Origin of the sequence: Methanoculleus chikugoensis (genome assembly GCF_019669965.1) — an archaeon.
GTDB classification, from domain to species: Archaea; Halobacteriota; Methanomicrobia; order Methanomicrobiales; family Methanoculleaceae; genus Methanoculleus; species Methanoculleus chikugoensis.
Genome location: NZ_AP019781.1, coordinates 1,851,184 through 1,865,254 on the forward strand (window position 1 = coordinate 1,851,184; position 14,071 = coordinate 1,865,254).

Here is a 14,071-nt window from a genome sequence, read left to right on the forward strand (position 1 = left end):
TATATTCATTTCATTAGTTTAAGTCTTGATAACATTTTTGGATTATTTGATCGAGAATACCAGACATTTTCAGTAAATTCATCTGCAGCAACATTCCGAATAATATATTTTGGATGTTTCAATGGAAATTTTATCCTACCAGTGGGCAGGTTGGAAAAATTACTACCTTCTTTAGTGTGTGTACTCGATTGGCAAAATCCAATGTTTGAGATAAGATTTTGATTTGGAGTAATTGAAAGACCCCCCTGGATCCAGCAAGAAAATACCCATTGATAATCCCATGTATTAATAGACCCATCATATACAGAATTGAAAATGGATTCCCAGTACTTAACCGCTCTTTTCTCAGATAAAGTATCTTCAAGATATCCATTTTTATGAAAGTCTGGCCAGGTGCTTATTTCGCTATCATATAACTTCCAAGCACGTTCCCACGAAGCCCATCCCCAGATATGGGGATACCGCGAAAAGTAGTAACTATTTTCTGTACATTTCTGTCCAAACTGGAAATTGTCGCCAGAGATCATCATAATCCGCTTATCATCGCGGTAGCGTTCAAGAAGTTCCTGGCAGAATGGAAAGAAACTCTGATCAGGCACGCAGTCATCCTCAAGAATAATCCCCTCTTCAACATGGGAAAAGAACCAGTCGATTGCGGAGCTCACCGCCCGTTTACATCCAAGATTCTCGTCCCGAAAAAGCGTTTTTACTTCGCAATTCCAGTCGATAGAGCTCAGAATATAATTCCGAACAGCCCGGACTTTTTCGCCTTCACCCCGGTGGTCTGCTCTGGGACCATCTGCAGCCACATATAATCTTGGAGGTTTTGCCCGGCGGATCGCTTCAAAAACCTGCTTGGTAGTATCGAGCCTGTTGAAGACCAGAAATAGTACCGGAGTCCTCAAAGGGAGTGGGGGGTTAAACGTGTCAGATTCATTCATTCTGCAATACCCTCTCAAAATATTCTATTGTTCTCTTTAACCCGTCTTCCAATTGAACCTTTGGCGTCCAGCCCAACTTCTCTTCAGCCAAATCTATGGCCGGTTTTCTCTGCTTTGGATCATCCTCTGGAAGCGGTTTAAACACAATCCGGCTCTTCGATCCGGTCATGGCGATGACCATTTCTGCCAGTTCCAGGATGGTAAATTCGCCGGGATTCCCCAGGTTTACAGGGCCGATGAACCCTTTCTCTGTCTTCATCATCCGCATCATGCCGTCTACGAGATCATCTACATAGCAGAAACTGCGGGTCTGCGATCCGTCACCGTAGACCGTGATCTCCTCATTTCTAAGGGCCTGGACGATGAAGTTGCTGACGACTCGCCCGTCATTGGGGTGCATCCTGGGGCCATAGGTGTTGAAGATGCGAACCACTTTGATATCCAGCCCGTGTTGACGGCGGTAGTCAAAGAACAGTGTCTCCGCACAGCGTTTCCCCTCATCGTAACATGCACGTGGCCCAATGGGGTTGACATTCCCCCAGTAGGTCTCGGGTTGAGGGTGAACGGTCGGATCTCCATACACTTCACTCGTCGACGCCTGGAGAATAGGAATGCGCAGCCGTTTCGCCAGCCCCAGCATGTTGATCGCCCCCATCACCGAGGTTTTGGTGGTCTGTGCCGGGTTGAATTGGTAATGCACCGGGCTTGCAGGACAGGCAAGGTTGTAGATCTCGTCCACTTCGACGTACAGCGGGAAGGTGATATCGTGACGCAGGATCTCAAAATTTTTGTTCTCAAGGAGATGTGCCACATTTTGGCGACTGCCTGTGAAGAAGTTATCAACACAGAGCACTTCGTTTCCTGCATTCAGAAGTCTCTCACAAAGATGAGAGCCGATGAAACCAGCTCCGCCAGTAATGATTACCTGTTTTGCCATCTTTTTCTGCCCCACCACTGTTGATTTATGTGCCACTCCATGGAGTCACTCCTGAAGAGAGTAAAGGATATCCGAATAAAGTTCATTTGAATTTAGAACATCTAAAACATTATACTTTTTTCCAATTATTTCCTCTATATTCTTTTTATGTTCGGGTCGAACTTCAATAAGGAGATAATTAGGAGCATGCCGATCAAAGTCAATCCCCCTAAGAACCTCGACCTCATAACCTTCGACATCTAGGGATAGTAAATCAATGTGATTCAGGTTATGGGAGTCCAGAACAACAGAAAGTGGTCTGGCAGCCACTTGTATTTTATATGAAGATTCATTTTCCCTGAGATATTTTATCCCCGATTCAATATAATGACGAGCAGTCGCCTCATCATGAAATGCATCTTGTGCGCAACTCATCAAATTACAATAATTCATCACAATTGTATCTTCGGGATAATCGAATGCAACGAGTGCATAGTTTTCAGTAATACATCTTGGACGGTTTTGACGACACTTATCTGCAAGATCAGGAATAGCTTCGATTAGTAATCCTTTCCATCCCATATATTTCTCAAAATATAATGTGTTACTTTGACTTATTCCATCATTAGCACCAACTTCAATGAAAAAACCGTCCGTAAAGTCAATATATGATTTCAACTTTATATCGAGTTGATCCAGTGAAAAAGATCTTCTAAAGAGCGGTAATTGAGTGTTACTCGCCCTCTTTTTTGCGTTATTAAGCAGACTGCGAAAAGATCTATAATAACCTGTCATCCTCTCCCACCTGAACAAGTCCACCAATCACTTTGACATTTCCAGTGCTAATAATTCTTGGAATTTCTAACGAGTTTTGGAAGAACAACGAGGTACTCCAAGAGTACATGTTAACAGGACCAACACCAATGAAATCGATCTGTGTTAATCCAGCTTCCTGTAAGAGTCTTGTTGCATTCGGAAACCAATCTGAATTATCCAATATGATAATTCCTCCACTCTTTATTCTTTTCACTGCTTCAACTGCACAATTATATCGATATTTGCCATCGATCACGATCACATCATAGCAAGTATTCTCCAAATGAATAGAGTTGATGTAATCTATCTGTTCAGTACTTAACAGTAGTTTTTGGTTTGACAGAATATTTTGATTTCCAATCCAATACCAATCTTTATCGGATTCAACACTTGTGACCCTCAAAGCTCGCTGAGCCCAAAATTGAGAACTATTTCCAGAACCATATTCAAAGACTGTACATTTTGAATAGTCGAACTGCGTAAGATATTCGATAGCGGAATATGTATACCAAGGAAGAGGATTTTTATTACAATCCATTGGCACTTTCTCTTTATAGGATACGGAACCGCCTAACTTCTTTCCATAATAGTCTAGTAACCAAGATGGTTGGGTAAAGCCATGGAACCATATATACTTACAAATGCTCAAAATACCGCGAATTTTTCGATAAATAGGATGATTACAAAACTGTATTGCTTGCTTCATTGCCGATATTTTATAATTCAACACAATCATCACACCTCAAATACTCCAACTCTCTTCCGCTCCTCATATGTTAGATGATCTTCATTCTTGGAGTCCCAAGAACAATCCATTAGAACAATCCCCTGTTCACGTTCAATCAATTTTCCTGTTCCATAATAGTCTCCATCGTCAACATTAATTCTGAAGGCACCTCTAACCCAGTCAACAATTTCTCCATTAATTGCACAGAATAACGTACATTCATAGACATCAGATCTAAGATTAAATTTTGGTAAATAGCACTCAAAATATCCGTCCTTGTAAATATTAAATTGATTTGGCCCGGAATCCGCAGAATTAAGGTTGGCTAAAAGATAACCCAAACTGTTGCTAATATTAAAAGCAACGAGGACCGATGCATTGAGAACCTGTTTTTTGGATTGATAATAGAACCTAATGTACACATCTTGTCCACATAAGATACGGCTGATCTCATTGCCATCGGAATTAAAAAGAGAAACTCGACTAAATGTTAGCCACTGGCTCCCCTGTCGGTCTTTTCTCGTTTCAATATCCCCTTTTGAGTCGCTTTCACTACATTGGAGATAATTTCGAACTGCCTCATCTTTCGTGCCACTGAAAACAATTTTCCCCTCATCCAATAATATTCCAGATGAGCATAACTGCTGGACCGCCGCCATATTATGACTCACAAACAGCACCGTCCTCCCCTCGCTCGCCACCTCCCCCATCTTCCCGAGGCACTTCTTCTGGAACTCGGCGTCCCCCACCGCCAGCACCTCGTCCACCAGCAGAATCTCCGGGTCCAGGTGCGCCGCTACCGAGAACGCGAGCCGCACCTGCATCCCGCTCGAGTACCTCTTAACCGGGGTGTCCAGGAACTTCTCGACGCCCGAGAACTTGACGATCTCGTCGAACTTCTCCTCGATCTCGCGCTTCTTCATGCCGAGAATGGCGCCGTTGAAGAAGATGTTCTCCCGGCCGGTGAGTTCGGGGTGAAAGCCGGTGCCGACCTCGAGGAGGGAGCCGACCCGGCCCCGCATGACAATCTCGCCCTCGGTCGGGTGGGTGATCCGGGAGAGGATCTTGAGGAGCGTGCTCTTGCCGGCGCCGTTCCGCCCGATTATGCCGAGGACTTCGCCGCGCTCGACCTCGAAGTTGACGTCCTTGAGCGCCCAGAAGGTGTCCTTCGGTTCAGTGAGGCCACTCAGGGTCCTGATCGGATGTCGCACGGCGTTCGTGAAGCTCTCCGTGAACCGCTTGTAAGTCCGGTCCATCCCTATCTGGTACTGCTTGGAGAGGTTCTTTACCTCGATGATCGGTTTCTCTTTTCGGGATGTCATGTTACACCAGGTCCGCAAAGTATTTCTCTGTCCGGCGGAGGTACAGGACGCCGCTGACGAATACCGCAAGCGTGATCGCCGCCGATACGCCGAGGCCGACGTAGTCCACCGGGACGTGACCGAGAAGGACAGCCCGGTGCGCGTTGAGGAGGCCGGTGAGCGGATTGAGGGAGAGGAGCCACTGCAGGTTCCCGCCGACGATGTCTGTCGGGTAGATGACGGGGGAGACGAACATCAGGAGCTGGACGAAGAACGGGAGAGCGAACTTGACGTCCCGGTACTTCACGCAGATCGATGAGAGCCAGTAGCCGGTCCCCGCCGCGAGGAGGAAGGTCAGGAGGACGATCACCGGCAGGAGGAGGATCGCGGCCGTCGGCACGAACTGGTAGTAGACCATCATGGCGGCGAGGATTGTCATGGCGATCCCGTAGTCCACGATCCCGGCAAGGCACGGTGCCGTCGGGATGAATAGCCTCGGCATGTAGACCTTCGAGAGGAGCGGAGCGTTGTCGACCAGGCTGTTCCCCGCTCCGGACAATGCATTCTGGAAGTAGGTCCAGAGGAGGAGGCCCGAGTAGGAGAAGAGGGCGTATGGGATCCCCTCCGATGGCATCTGCGCAAGGCCGCCGAAGATCAGGGTGAAGACAATCATCGTGAAGAGCGGCTGGAGCACCGCCCACGACGCACCCATGACGGTCTGCTTGTAACGGATCTTGATCTCGCGGAGCGCGAGGAAGAAGAGGAGTTCATGGTACTCCTTCAGCTCCTTCCAGTTCAGGTCAAGGAGACCATACTTCGGGCGGATGACCAGTTCGAAGTCTGAGGTGTGCTCGGTCATGGTTCTCTAATTCCGTGAATCCTGTCAGCGTAGCGCTCTACCTTCATCGCCTCCCGGAGATGAGACATGACCCCCTCCCTCAGCGAAGGCCTCTCGAGCGCGAAGTCGATGATCGCCTGTACGTAGCCTGCCTTGTCCCCGGTGTCATACCTCTTGCCCTCGAAGGCGTAGGCATACACCTGCTGCTGTTGCATGAGCATCCGTATCGCGTCCGTCAACTGAATCTCCCCTCCGACCCCTGTCGCCGTGCGTTTCAGGCAATCAAAGATCTCCGGGGTGAAGACATACCTCCCGATTGCGCCGATGTTCGAAGGAGCATCTTCAACAGAGGGTTTCTCGACGATATCTTCGAGTATGTAGAGAGAGTCTAAAAACTCCCTGCCCCGGATGATCCCGTAACTGCTGATCTTCTCCGGGGGAACCTCCTCGACAGCCAGCACCGACGCGTCGTACCGCCCGGATATATCGATCAACTGCCGTGTACATGGGGTTGAATTCCGGATAATATCATCGCCAAGGAGGACGGCGAAGGGCTCGTCCCCGATATGCTTCTCTGCCCGAAGCACCGCGTCGCCAAGTCCTTTCGGTTCCTTCTGCCTGATATAGTGGATATCCGCAAGAGACGAAACATCCTGCACCACTTTGAGGAGTTTCTCCTTCCCGTTCTCCTTCAGGTGAAGTTCCAGTTCCGGGGAGTCGTCGAAGTAATCCTCGATCGCGCGCTTTCCCCGGCCGGTTATGATCAGGATATCGTCGATCCCCGAGGCGATCGCCTCCTCGACGACGTACTGGATGACCGGCCGGTCGATGAGGGGAAGCATCTCCTTGGGCATGGCCTTCGTCGCAGGGAGGAACCGAGTGCCGAGGCCGGCCGCAGGAATAACAGCTTTCTTGACCTCCATCACCAGCACACCCCCTCGTAGACGGCTGCTTCATCCTTTGCCTTCTCAAGCCGGCGGCCGTCGATGACGATCCTTCCCCGGTAATCAAGCCCCTCGAACTCCCCCCACTCGGTGAGGATGAGTACGGCATCGGCCTCGAGCACCTCGTCCGGGGCGGGCGCATACGTGACCTGCGGGAAGACACGGCGGAAGTTCTCCATCGCCGCCGGGTCGTAGGCGACCACCCGGGCCCCTGCAGCGAGAAGATCTGCAACGACCGGGATGGCCCGGCTCTCCCGGACGTCGTCGGTATCGGGCTTGAATGCGAGCCCGAGAACCCCGATCGTCTTCCCCTGAAGATCGGGGATATGCCGCTGGAGGAGAGAGAGGAGTCTTTTGGGCTGCTCCTCGTTGACCTCAAGGACTGCCCTGAGGATCTTCAGGTCTTCGCCGTGCGCTCTCGCCCCGGCGATGAGGGCCCGGACATCCTTCGGGAAGCAGGAACCGCCGAACCCTATCCCCGTCCTAAAGAATGCCGGGCTTACCCGGCCGTCCATCCCTACCACCGTAAAGACCTCACGTGAGTCCACGCCAAGCCGTTTGCAGAGGTTTCCTATCTCGTTGGCAAGGCTGATCTTCGCCGCGAGGACGGCATTGCTCGTGTATTTTATCATCTCTGCCGTCGTGACGGGGGTTACAAGCACCGCGGCCCCGACCGGCGCATAGAGGTCGCCAAGGATCCCGGCAGTCCTGGGATCATCGGCCCCGATGACGATGCGGTCCGGGGAGAGGCAGTCCCGGACAGCGCTTCCTTCACGCAGGAACTCTGGGTTTGAGCCAAGACCGAAGTCTTTTCCGGCCATCTTCCCGGAGCCCCTCTCAAGAACCGGGCCGGCCATCTCTTTCGTCGTCCCGGGAAAGACCGTGCTTTTGATGATGACCGTGTGGAAAGCCTCCTTTTCCTTGAGGGCCTGCCCAATCTCTTCGCACGCGGTAAGGATGTAGGATAGATCGATCGCCCCGTCTTCCCGTGAGGGCGTCCCGACCGCGACGAAGGTGATGTCGGTCGATCCAACAGCAACTCGAAGGTCCGTGGTCGCGCTGATCCGGTCGCGGTTCTTCCGGATTAGATCCTCAAGCCCGGGTTCGTAGATAGGAGACTGCCCTGCAGTGATCGCCCGAACCTTTGCCGGGTCGACATCGACGAGGACCACATCGTGGCCCAAGTCGGCAAAGCATACCCCGGTCACGCACCCGACATACCCGCAGCCGATGATGGAGATCTTCATACTCTCTCGTTCCTGTACCACTCAATCGTCGTCCTCAACCCATCCTCAAAGCCCGTCTTCGCGCGGAACCCGAACTCCCGCTCCGCGCGCGAGACGTCCAGGCACCGCCGGGGCTGACCGTCCGGCTTCGCCGTATCCCAGACGATCTCGCCGGTAAACCCGGTGAGATCGGCGATGAGGGTTGCAAGGTCGCGAATGGTGATCTCGAAACCCGCCCCGAGGTTCACCGGGTCGGGCCTGTCGTAGCGTTCGGCGGCGAGCGCGATCCCCTCGGCGGCGTCGTCGACGTAGAGGAACTCGCGGGAAGCCGCGCCGGTCCCCCAGACCTCGACACTCTCCGCACCGGTCTCCACCGCCTCGACGAACTTCTTGATCAGGGCCGGGATGACGTGCGAACTCGCAGGGTCGAAGTTGTCACCGGGACCGTAGAGGTTCACCGGGAGGAGGTAGATCGCGTTAAAGCCGTACTGCTGCCGGTAGGCCTGAGCCTGGACGAGGAGCATCTTCTTTGCGAGACCGTAGGGGGCGTTGGTCTCCTCGGGATACCCCTCCCAGAGGTCTTCTTCCCGGAACGGAACCGGCGTGAACTTCGGGTAGGCGCAGATCGTCCCGACGGCGACGAACTTCTCCACGCTTGCCTGCCGGGCGGCCTCCATCAGCTGGATCCCCATGATGGCGTTGTCGTAGAAGAGGGAGCCCGGGTTTGCCATGTTGTAGCCGATCCCCCCGACCTTCGCCGCGAGGTGGATGACAAGGTCGACGTCCTGGACCGCGGTGACGCAGTCCTCCCACCGCCGCAGGTCAAGATCGCGGCTCCGGGGCACCCGAATACTCTCTTTCGTAAATCCGTGCCTCTCAAGCGTCCTCACGAGGGATGAGCCGAGGAACCCGGCACCACCCGTGACGAGGACCTCCATCCCGTCCCCAAACCTCATAGGATCTCACCGATTATACTGCTACATTCTTTTGTGCCGTCACTCCTGAAGAGACCATCGATCTTTCCGAAGTTCTCCCGGAGCTCCATCAGGGATTCCAGGTCATCTGCCCACGAGCCGTCGAGGACGGCCGCCGCCGGGACTTCTCTCCCGATCCCCATAACCTTAACATCCCCGATGAGGTAGTCGTCCTCGGCAAACCCCTCCCTGCTGAAGAGGGCCATCGGGACACCGGCCTGAATCGCCTCGGCGATGGTGCTGTAGCCGGGCTTTGAGACGACGAGATCGCAGGCGGCAATCCAGTCCTGCGTCTCGGTCTCACCGGGCGGAATCCTGACCGCACCGGGCAGGTCAGTCCACGACGGGACGAGGAGGGTGCACCCGGCAAGTGCAGATCGAACGCCCCGGAAGACAGTGGGGTCAAGTGACTGCCCGCCGCCGAGGTAGACGAGCGGCTCCTCCTCCGAAAGACCGCACAGCCGCCGAATCTCCTTCCGGTTCCGGGTCACTGCCCGCGCCACGAGCCCCACCTCCCGCCGATTCTTAAAGACCGCCATGGGTTCGTGGAGCGGGAGCAGAAGAGCGACGTCTGCGGCACGGTAGGCTTCGGCAATCCGGTCGGTCAGTTCGGTCTTTCCGAAGAGGCGGGTGTAGATGAGATGCCAGGTGAAGTTCGAGACACCGAGCGACGGGATTCCGAGTTCTTCCGCGGCAAGGAAGGGCTGCGGGGCGATGTCGGAGAGGACGAGATCGAACCCGCGGTCACGGAGGAAGATCATCTCGGCGGCGATGCATTCCTCCCAGGAGGCGACCCACTGCTCCACCGCCGCAAGCGTCCTCTCCCCGGCCACGGCGGCACCGTCCATCACAACCCCGGGGTCGTTTGGCCTTTGCAGGACCTCGACACCGGGGAGCGAGCAGGACATGAAATCAGCGGGAGAACCAGCCCTGACGACCACTTCAGCGCCCAGGCTCTTCTGCAGTTCCCGGATGAGAGCAATATCCCGCGTCGCGTGGCCGTAACCGAAGTCGCTCGTGTAGAAACAGACCCTCGGCCGCTTCAATCCTTTGTCCACCACCGGTCCGGATACTTCCGGGCGAGGAACGCGTCCCCCTCGCCGGGGGGCTCAAGCCCTGCCTCTCTCAGGTCCGCGTCGACCATGATCTTCGTTAAGTCGGTAAACGTCACGCAGGGCTTCCAGCCGAGTTTCTTCCGGGCCTTCCCGGCATCCGCAATGAGGTCTTCGACCTCGGTCGGCCGGAAGTACCGGGGATCGATCCTGACGTGCTCCTCCCAGTCGAGGCCTGCGTACGAGAAGGCAGTTTCAAGGTACTCCCGGACAGAATGGCTCTCCCCGGTCCCGATGACGAAGTCCTCGGGCTCTTCCTGCTGGAGGATCCTCCACATGCACTCGACGTACTCCGGGGCAAATCCCCAGTCCCGCCGGGCATCCAGGTTCCCCATGTAGAGATACTTCTCCTTGCCGGCAAGAATCCGGGCGATCCCCCGGGTGATCTTCCTCGTCACGAACGTCTCGCCCCGCCGGGGGGATTCGTGGTTGAAGAGAATCCCGTTTGCGGCAAACATCCCGTAACCGTCACGGTAGTTCCGCGTCATCCAGTAGGCATAGAGTTTGGCGCAGGCATAGGGGCTCCGCGGCCAGAATGTTGTTTCCTCGCTCTGCGGCGGCGGTGTCGCTCCGAACATCTCGCTGCTCGAAGCCTGGTAGAACTTCGTCCCGTTCTCGCTCCTCCTGATCATCTCAAGAAGCCGGGTCGTCCCGAGCCCGGTGACGTTCCCGGTGTACTCGGGGATATCGAAACTGACCCGCACATGGCTCTGGGCCCCGAGATGGTAGACCTCGTCGGGTTTTATATTATAGATGAGGTGGGAGATCTGCTCGTCGTCGGAGAGGTCGCCGTAGTGAAGATAAAGCCGTGCGCCTGTATCGTGCGGATCGGTGTAGATATGATCGATCCGGGGAGTATTGAAGGTCGATGCCCGCCGGATGATCCCGTGTACCTCATACCCCTTATAGAGGAGAAACTCAGCGAGGTAGGAACCGTCCTGTCCGGTGATGCCGGTTATTAAAGCTTTTTTAGATATATTGCTCACCTTCCCGTCTTGACAATCAATAACTAGTTTGTACGTCCGCAATATATGAATATTGTATTGTGAATAACTATGTAAAACGGTGGATTAGTAAGGCCGGGGCAAAAAAGGAACTATATTGGCATTTTGTTCCCTGAATGAGGCGAGACATTTTCACTAACTCTGCGATCGGATTCCGAACGAAGGTATATCGTAACCCGCTTGCCGGGATAACCTCCGCACCTTATTTATGCTCACGCGGAAGGCAGGCGGTTCTTGGGACGTACATCCGGGCCGTGATGGGGCCGTTTTTCTGCGGACATACTAAAATCCTCTCCCAGCGGGATTACCAGGAGATAGAGGAGCACAACCGGGACATCGTCCTTCCGTCAGGTACTAGTAGCCGGCAATCGATGAGATAACTATCATGCTCACCACCCTCATCCTCGACTTCGACGGCGTCATCGTCGAATCCCTCCCCCTGAAGACCGCGGCGTTCAAAAAGATCTTCTCCTTCGCGCCCCCAAAACACCTCGACGAGATCATCGCCTTCCACCTCGAAAACGGCGGGATGTCCCGGTACGACAAGTTCCGCCACATCTACGCAAACATCCTCCACGAAGAACTCACCCCTGAGACAGAGGAGCGGCTCGCGAGCGAATACGTCGCTCTGATCTTTGAATCCATGCTCACCGTCCCGTACGTCGAGGGCGCAGAGGAACTCCTCAGGGACTGCTCGCAGAGAATCCCGCTCTATATCGTCTCCGCGACCCCGGAGGGCGAGATGCAGGAGATCGCCCAGCGCCGGAACCTCACAAAGTACTTCGTCCGGATCTACGGCTCGCCGAAGATGAAAGCCGAGTGCATCAGGGAGATCCTTCTAGAGACCAGCGCGCTGCCGGATGAGGCCCTCTTCGTCGGCGACGCCCCGAACGATTGGGACGCAGCCCGCGCGACCGGCGTTCGGTTCGTTGCGAGGATCCCGCCCGGCGACCCGAACCGGTTTACCGACCGGCCGGGAGTGGAGGGGATCGTGGAGAACCTTCATGAACTCCGGGAGTACCTACGGGAGAACATATGCTCATCCCGATCTCGTACCCCCTGAACCGGAGAGCGCCCCTCTATCCCGGAACGGAACCGCTCGCGATCTCCCGCACAAAGTCCTTTGAAAAGGGCGATGCGGAGGAGAAGAGCCTGATCGCGTTCTCCAGCCATGCCGGGACGCACATTGACCTCCCCCGGCACTTCTGCCCGGGCGGCGGCTCGGTCCAGGGTCTCCTTGCGCCGGAAGCGGTCTTTGAGCCCGCCCGGTGCATCGCGATCCCGAAGACCGGAACGGAACCGATCCGGATCTACGACCTCCTCGAACACCTCGACGCAATCCGGACCTCGCGCGCGCTCTTTGTCCGGACCGGGAGCGGCCGGGTCCGGGGGAGCGACCCGGATGCCTACGCAAACGCGCACCCCTGGGTGCACCACGAGGTTCCGGGCTTCCTCCGTATGGAGAACCCCGCCCTCAGGCTTTTTGGGATCGACGCCATCTCCATCGCCATCCCGGCAGAACCGGAGGAGGGTACAGAGGCCCACCGCGCGTTCCTCTGCGGATCGCCGCACATCTTCCTGCTCGAGGATGTGGACCTCTCGTACGGCAGGCTGCTTGAAGAGTCCTGGACATTGCGGGTCTATCCGGTGGTCTTTGATGACCTGGAGGGGGTGCCGGTAGTGGCGCTCGCGGAGTTCGGGTGAGGAGGGTGCTAGGGCTCTGAAAAAGATCCATCCTGTTCGGCAGAATCGCTCTCTGAAATGTGCTCCTTCATGATAACGGAGAATGTCCGGAGGACAGCAAGATCGTGCTGCAGGATCGCGTACACCTGCTTGAGGTCCAGGTTCCAGTAGATATGGACGAGCACATTTCGGAATCCTGCCAGGTTTGAGAGATCCCTTGCAAGAGGTTCGGGGATGACCCCCTCACCCGCGAGAACCTCGAATGTCTCCCGGTACGTGAAAGGCTTTCTCAATCTCTCCTCTGCAATCACATCGGTCGCTATGTCGATTGCCGACTGAATGGATAGCAGCATGGCATGGTGGATCATATTCTGCGTATCCCGGTCCTGCAGGAACTGCTCTTCAGGGATGCGCCGGTATCGCTCCCAGTCCCTCAGAGCCTCCTCCAGTTCCCGCATATGATGGAAAAGCCTCATTCTCCCACCCTGGCGAGGAGAGCTCTGTCAATCGTATCGTAGAGATATTTCAGATCGAGGAACTGCGCTATCACGTCGGCCTCAAAAGCGATGCGCGTCTCCTCATCCCGGGAGACAAGGAGACGGCCGGTCTTCACTACTTCATACTGGAACTCGACGGGCGCATCATTCAGGAGACGGAGATCGATCTCATACCTCGGCGTGATACACCGCTCAAGGTCGGATGCGATACCCATGGTATATTTGTAGAGTTCATAGGGATCTCTCTCCCCGGAGACAAACAACGCTATATCAATGTCATGGAACTCGCCGTGGCGGAGAAAAGAGCCGTAGAGGTATCCAAGCAGTATATCCTCCCTGCCATCAAGGCATCGGCGGAGCTGATCGACGATCCGCTCTCGGTCAACTTCATCCACTTCTCCTTTCACCTCCCGCATCACCCGGCCCCCCGCAGCGGGTCGATTCCACGTATAATCAGACCTGTCAGCAAAGAGGGTTGCGTCATCCCTGCTCATTAACCCTTCCCTGCGGCAGAACCGGATATCCTGTAGCGGTCGCCTCCTGTCAAAGGACATATGGGAAAACCGTGTGCTGGCCCTGTAGGATGTCTAATACCCAGAGATTGCCCGCGCATGAGGACTGCCGTTCACGCTCCCGGCCCGCACGCGGCCCCCGTCCCCGAAAGAATATCCCGGAGCCGCTCCATCCCAACAGGCTCCGGAATTCTCCTGCCCTCTTCGATGGCGGCCTCAAGCCGAAGGGAGACGGCAACCTTCACCTCGCGGAGCGCTTCCTCCTCGGTCTCGCCGAATGCGGAGCACCCCGGAAGTTCCGGGACCACGGCGATGAACCCTTCGTCCTCATCGCTGTAGATTATCTCGATCGCGTATCTATATGGCATCCTCATCCTCCAGGAGACTGTAACTCTCGATCGTTTTAGATACTTCTCAGAGCGGGTTGGGCTTTGTCTTCCCACCCACGTTCCAGCCCCAGACAGCAAAACTCGGAGTTGTCCCAGAACACCGTTACCGGGAGGGGGCACCCGCTCGCACCTCCCCGGACCCTCGAAGAACTTCGTTCTTCTCATGCTCCTGACCCGAAACCCTTCGGTTT

The 14,071-nt window shown here is 55.0% G+C and carries 16 protein-coding genes; 2 read left to right on the forward strand and 14 right to left on the reverse strand.

Translation table 11 applies throughout. The features are described from left to right. Window positions 1–5 precede the first annotated feature (5 nt). Genes MchiMG62_RS09300 through gmd form a run of 11 tightly spaced genes read right to left on the reverse strand, consistent with a single transcriptional unit; the run spans window position 6 to window position 10,781 of the window. Window positions 6–941: a hypothetical protein gene (locus MchiMG62_RS09300; RefSeq protein WP_221056716.1), complete on the reverse strand. Its 936-nt coding sequence runs from the start codon at window positions 939–941 to the stop codon at window positions 6–8. Next, window positions 934–1,878 (reverse strand): UDP-glucuronic acid decarboxylase family protein, encoded by a 945-nt coding sequence (locus tag MchiMG62_RS09305; RefSeq protein ID WP_221056717.1) that lies wholly within the window; start codon window positions 1,876–1,878, stop codon window positions 934–936. The genes MchiMG62_RS09300 and MchiMG62_RS09305 overlap by 8 nt, the downstream gene beginning before the upstream one ends. A 45-nt stretch (window positions 1,879–1,923) precedes the next feature. Next, window positions 1,924–2,676 carry an FkbM family methyltransferase gene (locus MchiMG62_RS09310; RefSeq protein WP_221056718.1) on the reverse strand — a complete coding sequence of 251 codons (753 nt, stop codon included), beginning with the start codon at window positions 2,674–2,676 and terminating at the stop codon, window positions 1,924–1,926. Further along, window positions 2,636–3,379, reverse strand: coding sequence for an O-methyltransferase (locus tag MchiMG62_RS09315; protein WP_221056719.1), 744 nt, complete (start codon window positions 3,377–3,379; stop codon window positions 2,636–2,638). Before MchiMG62_RS09315 ends, MchiMG62_RS09310 begins: the two co-directional genes overlap by 41 nt. A gap of 29 nt (window positions 3,380–3,408) precedes the next feature. Beyond that, window positions 3,409–4,722 carry an ABC transporter ATP-binding protein gene (locus tag MchiMG62_RS09320; protein WP_221056720.1) on the reverse strand — a complete coding sequence of 438 codons (1,314 nt, stop codon included), beginning with the start codon at window positions 4,720–4,722 and terminating at the stop codon, window positions 3,409–3,411. Window position 4,723: 1 nt separating this feature from the next. Further along, a complete protein-coding gene (locus MchiMG62_RS09325) occupies window positions 4,724–5,560 on the reverse strand; it encodes an ABC transporter permease (RefSeq protein ID WP_221056721.1) in 837 nt (278 codons plus the stop codon). Beyond that, window positions 5,557–6,462, reverse strand: a complete 906-nt coding sequence (gene galU, locus MchiMG62_RS09330) for a UTP--glucose-1-phosphate uridylyltransferase GalU (RefSeq protein WP_280636151.1) — start codon at window positions 6,460–6,462, stop codon at window positions 5,557–5,559. The genes MchiMG62_RS09325 and galU overlap by 4 nt, the downstream gene beginning before the upstream one ends. After that, complete coding sequence (locus tag MchiMG62_RS09335) at window positions 6,462–7,730, reverse strand: UDP-glucose dehydrogenase family protein (RefSeq protein WP_221056723.1); 1,269 nt, start codon at window positions 7,728–7,730, stop codon at window positions 6,462–6,464. The genes galU and MchiMG62_RS09335 overlap by 1 nt, the downstream gene beginning before the upstream one ends. Beyond that, on the reverse strand, window positions 7,727–8,665 hold the full coding sequence (locus tag MchiMG62_RS09340) for a GDP-L-fucose synthase family protein (RefSeq protein ID WP_221056724.1): 939 nt from the start codon (window positions 8,663–8,665) through the stop codon (window positions 7,727–7,729). The genes MchiMG62_RS09335 and MchiMG62_RS09340 overlap by 4 nt, the downstream gene beginning before the upstream one ends. Continuing rightward, entirely contained in the window at window positions 8,662–9,729 is a 1,068-nt protein-coding gene (locus MchiMG62_RS09345; RefSeq protein ID WP_221056725.1) for a glycosyltransferase family protein, read from the reverse strand. Before MchiMG62_RS09345 ends, MchiMG62_RS09340 begins: the two co-directional genes overlap by 4 nt. After that, window positions 9,726–10,781, reverse strand: a complete 1,056-nt coding sequence (gene gmd / locus MchiMG62_RS09350; RefSeq protein WP_244987664.1) for a GDP-mannose 4,6-dehydratase — start codon at window positions 10,779–10,781, stop codon at window positions 9,726–9,728. Before gmd ends, MchiMG62_RS09345 begins: the two co-directional genes overlap by 4 nt. Before the next feature lie 403 nt (window positions 10,782–11,184). On the opposite strand from gmd, the gene MchiMG62_RS09355 reads away from it, so the two are divergent. Both MchiMG62_RS09355 and MchiMG62_RS09360 read left to right on the forward strand, forming a co-directional pair. Continuing rightward, window positions 11,185–11,862, forward strand: coding sequence for an HAD family hydrolase (locus tag MchiMG62_RS09355; protein WP_221056726.1), 678 nt, complete (start codon window positions 11,185–11,187; stop codon window positions 11,860–11,862). Beyond that, entirely contained in the window at window positions 11,835–12,503 is a 669-nt protein-coding gene (locus MchiMG62_RS09360) for a cyclase family protein (RefSeq protein WP_221056727.1), read from the forward strand. Before MchiMG62_RS09355 ends, MchiMG62_RS09360 begins: the two co-directional genes overlap by 28 nt. 8 nt (window positions 12,504–12,511) lie before the next feature. On the opposite strand, the gene hepT is transcribed toward MchiMG62_RS09360, so the two are convergent. The 3 genes from hepT to MchiMG62_RS09375 form a co-directional block, all read right to left on the reverse strand. Further along, on the reverse strand, window positions 12,512–12,940 hold the full coding sequence (gene hepT, locus MchiMG62_RS09365; protein ID WP_244987665.1) for a type VII toxin-antitoxin system HepT family RNase toxin: 429 nt from the start codon (window positions 12,938–12,940) through the stop codon (window positions 12,512–12,514). A gap of 14 nt (window positions 12,941–12,954) precedes the next feature. Then, window positions 12,955–13,473, reverse strand: coding sequence for a nucleotidyltransferase domain-containing protein (locus tag MchiMG62_RS09370; RefSeq protein ID WP_244987666.1), 519 nt, complete (start codon window positions 13,471–13,473; stop codon window positions 12,955–12,957). A gap of 131 nt (window positions 13,474–13,604) precedes the next feature. Continuing rightward, window positions 13,605–13,859 carry a type II toxin-antitoxin system HicB family antitoxin gene (locus tag MchiMG62_RS09375; RefSeq protein ID WP_221056729.1) on the reverse strand — a complete coding sequence of 85 codons (255 nt, stop codon included), beginning with the start codon at window positions 13,857–13,859 and terminating at the stop codon, window positions 13,605–13,607. Window positions 13,860–14,071 lie beyond the last annotated feature (212 nt).

Coding starts and splice junctions, on each gene's coding strand:
- MchiMG62_RS09300 (WP_221056716.1), bottom strand. CDS start 941: ATGAATGAATCTGACACGTTTAACCCCCCACTCCCTTTGAGGACTCCG.
- MchiMG62_RS09305 (WP_221056717.1), bottom strand. CDS start 1,878: ATGGCAAAACAGGTAATCATTACTGGCGGAGCTGGTTTCATCGGCTCT.
- MchiMG62_RS09315 (WP_221056719.1), bottom strand. CDS start 3,379: ATGAAGCAAGCAATACAGTTTTGTAATCATCCTATTTATCGAAAAATT.
- MchiMG62_RS09320 (WP_221056720.1), bottom strand. CDS start 4,722: ATGACATCCCGAAAAGAGAAACCGATCATCGAGGTAAAGAACCTCTCC.
- MchiMG62_RS09325 (WP_221056721.1), bottom strand. CDS start 5,560: ATGACCGAGCACACCTCAGACTTCGAACTGGTCATCCGCCCGAAGTAT.
- galU (WP_280636151.1), bottom strand. CDS start 6,462: ATGGAGGTCAAGAAAGCTGTTATTCCTGCGGCCGGCCTCGGCACTCGG.
- MchiMG62_RS09335 (WP_221056723.1), bottom strand. CDS start 7,730: ATGAAGATCTCCATCATCGGCTGCGGGTATGTCGGGTGCGTGACCGGG.
- MchiMG62_RS09340 (WP_221056724.1), bottom strand. CDS start 8,665: ATGAGGTTTGGGGACGGGATGGAGGTCCTCGTCACGGGTGGTGCCGGG.
- MchiMG62_RS09355 (WP_221056726.1), top strand. CDS start 11,185: ATGCTCACCACCCTCATCCTCGACTTCGACGGCGTCATCGTCGAATCC.
- MchiMG62_RS09360 (WP_221056727.1), top strand. CDS start 11,835: ATGCTCATCCCGATCTCGTACCCCCTGAACCGGAGAGCGCCCCTCTAT.
- hepT (WP_244987665.1), bottom strand. CDS start 12,940: ATGCGGGAACTGGAGGAGGCTCTGAGGGACTGGGAGCGATACCGGCGC.
- MchiMG62_RS09370 (WP_244987666.1), bottom strand. CDS start 13,473: ATGAGCAGGGATGACGCAACCCTCTTTGCTGACAGGTCTGATTATACG.
- MchiMG62_RS09375 (WP_221056729.1), bottom strand. CDS start 13,859: ATGCCATATAGATACGCGATCGAGATAATCTACAGCGATGAGGACGAA.